Origin of the sequence: Pseudonocardia humida, assembly GCF_023898865.1 — a bacterium.
Lineage (GTDB): Bacteria > Actinomycetota > Actinomycetes > Mycobacteriales > Pseudonocardiaceae > Pseudonocardia > Pseudonocardia humida.
On the sequence record NZ_JAGSOV010000047.1, the window covers coordinates 41,683 to 48,250 of the forward strand.

General features: G+C 75.9%; 4 protein-coding genes. 2 read left to right on the forward strand and 2 right to left on the reverse strand.

Annotation, left to right across the window (positions count from 1 at the left end; translation table 11 throughout):
* Complete coding sequence (locus tag KDL28_RS23055; RefSeq protein ID WP_252441559.1) at positions 1 to 537, reverse strand: helix-turn-helix domain-containing protein; 537 nt, start codon at positions 535 to 537, stop codon at positions 1 to 3.
* A 204-nt stretch (positions 538 to 741) separates the two neighbouring features.
* On the opposite strand from KDL28_RS23055, the gene KDL28_RS23060 reads away from it, so the two are divergent.
* A complete protein-coding gene (locus KDL28_RS23060) occupies positions 742 to 3,774 on the forward strand; it encodes an arabinosyltransferase domain-containing protein (protein ID WP_252441560.1) in 3,033 nt (1,010 codons plus the stop codon).
* 123 nt (positions 3,775 to 3,897) lie between these two features.
* Positions 3,898 to 5,820: a glycosyltransferase gene (locus tag KDL28_RS23065; protein WP_252441561.1), complete on the forward strand. Its 1,923-nt coding sequence runs from the start codon at positions 3,898 to 3,900 to the stop codon at positions 5,818 to 5,820.
* Positions 5,821 to 5,859: 39 nt separating this feature from the next.
* On the opposite strand, the gene KDL28_RS23070 is transcribed toward KDL28_RS23065, so the two are convergent.
* The gene (locus KDL28_RS23070) at positions 5,860 to 6,501 is read right to left on the reverse strand and encodes a hypothetical protein (RefSeq protein ID WP_252441562.1); all 642 of its coding nucleotides are present in this window, start codon (positions 6,499 to 6,501) and stop codon (positions 5,860 to 5,862) included.
* Between the last annotated feature and the right edge of the window lie 67 nt (positions 6,502 to 6,568).

The following is a 6,568-nucleotide window of genomic DNA, read 5'->3' on the forward strand; positions in this document are numbered from 1 at the left end:
TCAGCTCCTCGGGCCGGGGATAACGCTGGACGCGATGTGGAAGGGGCGCCGGTGCGCGGCGGGGGCGAGGGCGAGCATGTCGCCCACGACCTCGGCCAGCCGCGCGCTGAACTGGGCGCGCTCCTCGTCGGACAGGTGCACGACGGCGCGGTTGTAGGACAGCCCGTCGGCGCTGGGCCGGGCCCCCGGGGAGGCCGCGTAGGCGCTCAGGCTGTCGAGCAGGGACGCGACGAAGACGGAGAAGTACCGCCGCTGCTCGTCGGCGGACAGGCCGTCGAGGTGCTCGGCGGGCAGCCGGTCGGCCCCGGCCGCGACCCGGTACACCCGCTCGGCGGGCCCCCCGGTCGGGCGCTCGGCGACGACCTCGAGCACGCCGCCACCGACGAGCTGGGCGATGTGGCGGTAGAGCGAGCTGTGCGGGACGTCGGGCAGTGCGGCCGCGAGCTGGCCCGGGCTGCGCTCGCGGCCGGAGAACTCGCCGACGATGCGCAGCCGGACCGGGTGCAGCATCAGGTCCACCCAAGTACTCCCAGACATGAGACCACTGTACTCCCAAATTTGGGAGTACAGCCAGGGTTCCGGGTCCTCGCAGCGCCAGGGGTGTCGTCGCAGGGGGCACAGCATCTGCGAGGACCCCACTGCCTCTGCGAGGACCCCACCGCCTCTGCGAGGACCCACTGCCTCTGCGAGGAGGGCTGAGGGGGCGGATCGACCCCGCTCCAGCCCGCTTAGGGTGGCGCGGTGCTCTCGCCCGCCAGCTCGGCGACCCGTCCCGAGCCGGACGACCGGTCCGTCCCGCCCGCAGGCGGCCCCGCCCGCGGGGCCCGGCGGCTGGTGCTCGTCCTCGGGCTGGTCGCCGCGTTGGCGTCGGTGGCGTTCCCGCTCGCGCCGGTGCAGCAGCCCGAGGTGGTCTACGCGTGGTCGGCGGGCGACGGGCCGGCCGCGATCCCGCTGATGCCCTACCAGCCGGTCGAGCTGGCCGTCGACACGAGCTGCTCAGCGGTGCGGGGAGCGGGTGACGGCGCGGTGCTCTCGACCGTGCCGCTCACCCCCGGCCCGGCGGCCGAGCCGCTTCAGGGCCTGCGGCTCACCGGCACCGGTCCGGTGCCGGGGTCCGAACCGGCCCGGCCGCCGACGGGGCCGGCCGCGGGCGGCGGGCTGCGCGTCAGCAGCGCGGGCGTCGAGCTGGGCGAGGTGGCGCTGCCTGCCGGGGAGTGCGCGCTGAGCGTCGTCTCCGACCCCACCCGCACCGCCGTGCTGGTCGACGGCGAGCCCGCGCTCACCCGCGGCGGCGACGTCCGCCCTGACGTGGCCGGCGCCTTCAGCGACCTGCCCGAGGGCGTCGCGCTGCGGCTCACCGCCGACACCCGGTTCCAGACCACGATCTCCCCGGTCAAGGCGGCGCTGGCGGTCGTGGCGGTGCTGGCGCTGCTCGGGATGCTGGTGGCCGTGCGCGCCGCCGACCGGGCGGTGACGCCGCGGGTGCGGCTGCTGCCCCGGCGCTGGTGGCTCCCGCGGCCGACCGACCTGGTCGTCACCGCGGTGCTGGGCGTCTGGTGGGTGGTCGGGGCGATCACCGTGGACGACGGCTACATCGCCGGGATCGTGCGCGGGCGCGGCGACAACGGCTTCGTCGGCAACGTCTACCGCTGGCTCAACGCCCCCGAGGCGCCGTTCAGCTGGTTCTACGACCTCTACCACGGCTGGTCGCTGATCTCGCCGTCGACGGCGTGGATGCGGCTGCCGTCGGTGCTGCTCGGGCTGCTGTGCTGGGCGCTGCTGTCGCGGCTGGTGCTGCCGCGGCTGGGCCGGTTCGCCGCCCGCCGCTGGGTGCCGTGGGCCGCGGCGCTGGGCCTGCTGAGCTGGTGGGTGCCGCTGAACGTCGGGCTGCGCCCGGAGCCGTGGGTGGCCGTCGGGGCGCTGGGGGTGTTCCTGGCGGTCGAGCGCGCGGTCGCCACGCGCAAGCTGCTGGCGCTGGCCGTCGGGTTGGTCGTCGCCGGGGCGACCACCGCGGTCACGCCCGGCGGGCTGATGGCGTTCGTGCCGTTCCTGGTGGCGGCCGTGCCGGTGCTGCGGGTGCTGCGGGCCCGTGTCGCGGACCTGCGGCCATGGCCGTTGCTGGTCGTGCTGGTGGCCGCGCCGGCCTCGGCGGTGCTGCTGATGGTGTCCGACCAGAGCCTGGCCGGGATGCTGGAGGCCACCCGGGTGCGCACGGTCATCGGCGGCGGCCTGGAGTGGTACGAGGAGTACGAGCGGTACTCGACGCTGCTGGAGCCGGCGTCGTTCCAGGGCTCGATCGGGCGCCGGGCGGCCGTGCTGGTCACGCTGCTGGCCGCGGTCGGCGTGCTGGGGGCGCTGCGCCGCCGGGGCACCGGGATCGCGGCCGGGCCGGCCGGCAGGCTGGCCGCCGGGTTCCTGGTGATGCTGGCCGTGATGGCGCTCAGCCCGACGAAGTGGACCCAGCACTTCGGCGACGTCGCGGGCTACGGCACCGCCGTGCTGGTGCTGGGTGCGGCGGCGTGGTCGGCGCGACTGGTCCGGCCGAGGGTCACCGCCCTGGCCGGAGGGCTCGCCGCGGCCACCGCCGTGTGCTCGCTGGTGCTGGCCGGCTACAACCTCTGGCCGTTCGCCGGCGACTGGTTCACCCCGACGTTCAGCACCCTCCCGCCGCAGGTCGCGGACGTCCCGCTGGCCACGATCGCGGCGGTGGCCGGTGGGCTGCTGGTCGCGGTGCTGCTGGCCCGGTCGGCGTGGCGGCGCTCCGCCCCGGCCGGTCGTGATCGGCCCGACCCGGACGCCGTGGGGCGGTGGGCGCCGGGGCCGGTGCCGCTCGTCGTCCTGGTCCTGGTCGGGGTGCTCGCGCTGCAGGTCGGCAGCTTCGCCCGGATCGCCGCGGGCCACCGCGACAGCTACACCCTCGCCTCCGACGCGCTGGCCACCGTCCGCGGCGAGCCGTGCGGCCTGCAGCGGGTGCTGTCGGTGGAGACCGACCCCGCGGCCGGGCTGCTGCCCACCGAGGACGGCGCCGTGCCCGCCCCGCGGACGCTGCCGGTGGACGTCGGCGGCGCGCTCGTGCCGGGGACGACGGTCGCCGGCCGGATGACCTCGGCCTGGTTCACCCTCGACCCGCAGCAGCGCGACGGGCGGCTCCCGGTCGTGGTCACCACGTCGGGCACCACGCGCCCCGGCGACGGCCTGTCCCTGGAGTTCCGGACCGGCGACGCGGTCGAGCGGCGCGGCGTCGCCATCGACGACGCCGAGCCGCGCGACCACCGCGAGCTCGCCCCGCCCGGCGCCGACGCCGTCCGGCTGGTGGTCGACGCGCCCACCGCGGGCCCGCGCACCCCGGCGGTCGTGTCGCTGCCCCGGGTCCCCCGGCTCACCCCGATGACCGACCTGCTGCCCGCCGGCGTCCCGGCCGTCCTGGACTGGCCGGTGGCCTTCCTGTTCCCGTGCGTGCGGCCGGCCGCGCTGCCCGACGGCACGGCGGAGCTGCCGCAGTGGCGGGTCGGCCCACCCGCGGCCGACCCGGCGGCCGGGATCACCTACTCGCCCGGCTTCGGCGGCCCGTTCGCCGCGCCGCGGCTGCTGGTGACCGAGCAGCGGATGGCGACCTACCTGGCCGGCGCCCCGCTGCGCGACGCCGTGCAGGTGTACCGGTGGACGCCGATCGAGCAGCTGTCGACGCCGCGCCCGACCGTCACCGAGCGCACCGTGAGCGGCTGGCACCGCGACGGGCACGCCCGGGTGCCGGGGCTCGACCCGGTCGGCTGATCAGCTGTCCCCACCGCCTCACGCGCCGGGCCTCGACCGCCGCACCCCGGCCCCGGGCCCGGTTCGCGCAGCCCGCACAATGCTCGCGACGCCCACACCACCGACCGGAGGATGTCGCCCCGCATGCTGCGCACACCGGAGACCACGTCGGACAGCCCGTCCTCGGCGGCGGAACCGCACCCGGAGGTCGCCGCCGCCGGGTCACCGACGCGGCTGGTGGTGCAGCGCGGGTTGTTCTTCGGTCCGATGCCCACGGTCCCCGAGGACCTGTACTCGGTGGTCGAGCAGGGCATCGCGCGCCGCGAGCGCGAGCGGGTGCACCTGACGCCGGGCACCAGGGTCAGCACGAACACCTACTTCGGGCGCTTCCACGCCACCTACTGGCACCGCTGGACGACGGTGCCCGAGGTGGAGGTCACCGCGGTGCTCAGCGGCACCGGGCGCATCCGGCTGATGGCCTCGGACACCAACAAGGTGTGGCGGATCGCCGCGGCGCGCGACATCGACGGCGAGCGCACGACCGTGCGGCTGGTCGCCCCGATCGACCGCTTCATCGACGGCGGCGGCATGTGGATCGAGCTGAGCACCGAGGAGGGCGAGCTCACCGCATCCGACGTGCGGTGGACCGTCGCCACCGGGCGCCCGGTGCCGCGCACCGACCTGGTCATCTGCACGTTCAACCGGGTCGACGACTGCCTGAACACGCTGCAGGCCATGGCCGACGACCCGGACGCGCTCTCGCGCATCGGCACCGTCCAGGTCGTCGACCAGGGCAGCGACCCCCTGGAGTCCCGCCCGCGCTTCGCCGAGGTGTCGGCGGCGCTGGGCGAGCGGCTGCGCTACGTGCGCCAGCCCAACCTGGGCGGGGCGGGCGGTTTCACCCGCGGCCTGTTCGACGCCACCGCCGGTGAGCGCTCCGAGCACCGCGACGTGCTGCTGATGGACGACGACGTGCTGCTGGAGCCGGAGATCCTGGTCCGGTTGACCGGCTTCGCCGCGAGCACCGCCCAGCCGATGATCGTCGGCGGCCAGATGCTCAACCTGCTGCACCCGGCGCACCTGCACATCTCCGCCGAGTACGCCGACCCCGAGCTGCTCACGGTGGGCATGCCGATGCCGGGCGCGCTCAAGGAGGCGTACCTGCTCGGGCTGGACGAGCGGATGCTGCCGACCAACCAGGAGCGCCGGGTCGACACCGAGTACAACGGCTGGTGGTCGTGCCTGATCCCGGCCGAGGTCGTCGCCCGCATCGGCTACCCGCTGCCGCTGTTCTTCCAGTGGGACGACATCGAGTACGGCTACCGGGCCCGTGCGCACGGGATCCCCACGGTCGCCCTGCCCGGCGCCGGCGTCTGGCACGCCGACTTCGGCTGGAAGGACTGGGACGAGTGGCACCGGTACTTCAACATGCGCAACGGCCTGATCACCGCCGCGCTGCACACCGGGTTCTCGACCCGGCGGATCCTGCGCCGGCTCGGGCAGCTGCTGGCCCAGTACCTGGTGGCGATGAACTACGGCCTGGCCGCGACGCTGATCAAGGCCGTCGAGGACTTCCTGCTGGGGCCCGACGCGCTGCGTGACGGGTCGGCCGCGGCGGCCGCGGAGATCCGCAAGGTGCGCGCCGCCTACGCCGAGACCGTGATGCACCCGATGTCGGAGCTGCCCGAGTACGCGCCGGACTTCCGCGAGGCCACCGTCGTGCTGGCCGCGAACGAGCCCGGCAGCGAGCGGCTCACCTGGCTCAAGCGGGCCGCCTACCTGGCGCTGGGCAAGGCGGTCCGCCCGACGGGCTTCGTCCCGGCGGGCGACGCCCACTGGTGGCACGTGTCGACGTTCGAGCGCGCCATCGTCACCGACATGTCCGAGCAGGGCTTCCGGGTGCGCACGCGCGACCGCGAGACCGCGCTCGGCCTGGCCCGGGAGGGGGCCCGGGTGTTCCGCCGCTTCCTCGCCGAGGGTCCCGCGGCCGCCCAGGCCTACCGCGCCGAGATGGGCCGGCTCACCAGCCGGGCCAACTGGGCCCGCCTCTACGGCGTCGACGAGTGAGGTCGTGAGCGGCGGTCCGCGCCCGTCGCGGATCCCCGCTCACGACACGAAGGCGAACAGGCGTCGGTCGGGGACGAAGGGCGCCGCCGGGCCGCGCAGGACGCCGGCACCGACCGACCACCCGCCGACTCGCACCGGCCGGCCGGTGCGGGTCCCGGTGACGAACGCGGTCTCCACCACCCCGGCGTCGGCGAACCAGCCGCGCAGCCGCGGCGTGATGTCCGGGGCGGACGTGCCGCGCGTCCAGATCACCGTGCCGCCGGGAGCGAGCAGCGCCGGGACCGCGGCGACCGTGCGGGCGATGTCGTCGTCCGGGATGTTGCCGAAGATCCCGCAGAGCAGCAGCAGGTCGGCCGGTGCCGCACCGGCCGCCGCGGCGGTGGTGCCGGCGTCGCCCCGTACGACCTCGACCGACGGTGGGGCCGCCGCGCGGGCCGCCGCGGACAGCGCGGGATCGAGTTCGACCAGGCGGCCGTGCACGTCCGGGCCGCGCCGGTGGGCGGCCAGCACCGGCAGCACGTCCCGGCCGTCGCCCGCGCACAGCGACAGCAGGGAGATCGGCCCCGGGGCCGCCCGATCGAGCGCGACCGCGATCTGCCTGCGCACCTCGGCCAGCCGCTGGGACAACGAGCTGTCGGGATCGTCGTAGTGGGCGTGCCAGGCGGCCCAGTCGGAGGTCATCAGGCCACCCTGCCGGTGTGGGGGGGGGGGTTGTACGTGCGGTACCGGGGCCCCCCGCACCCACCCC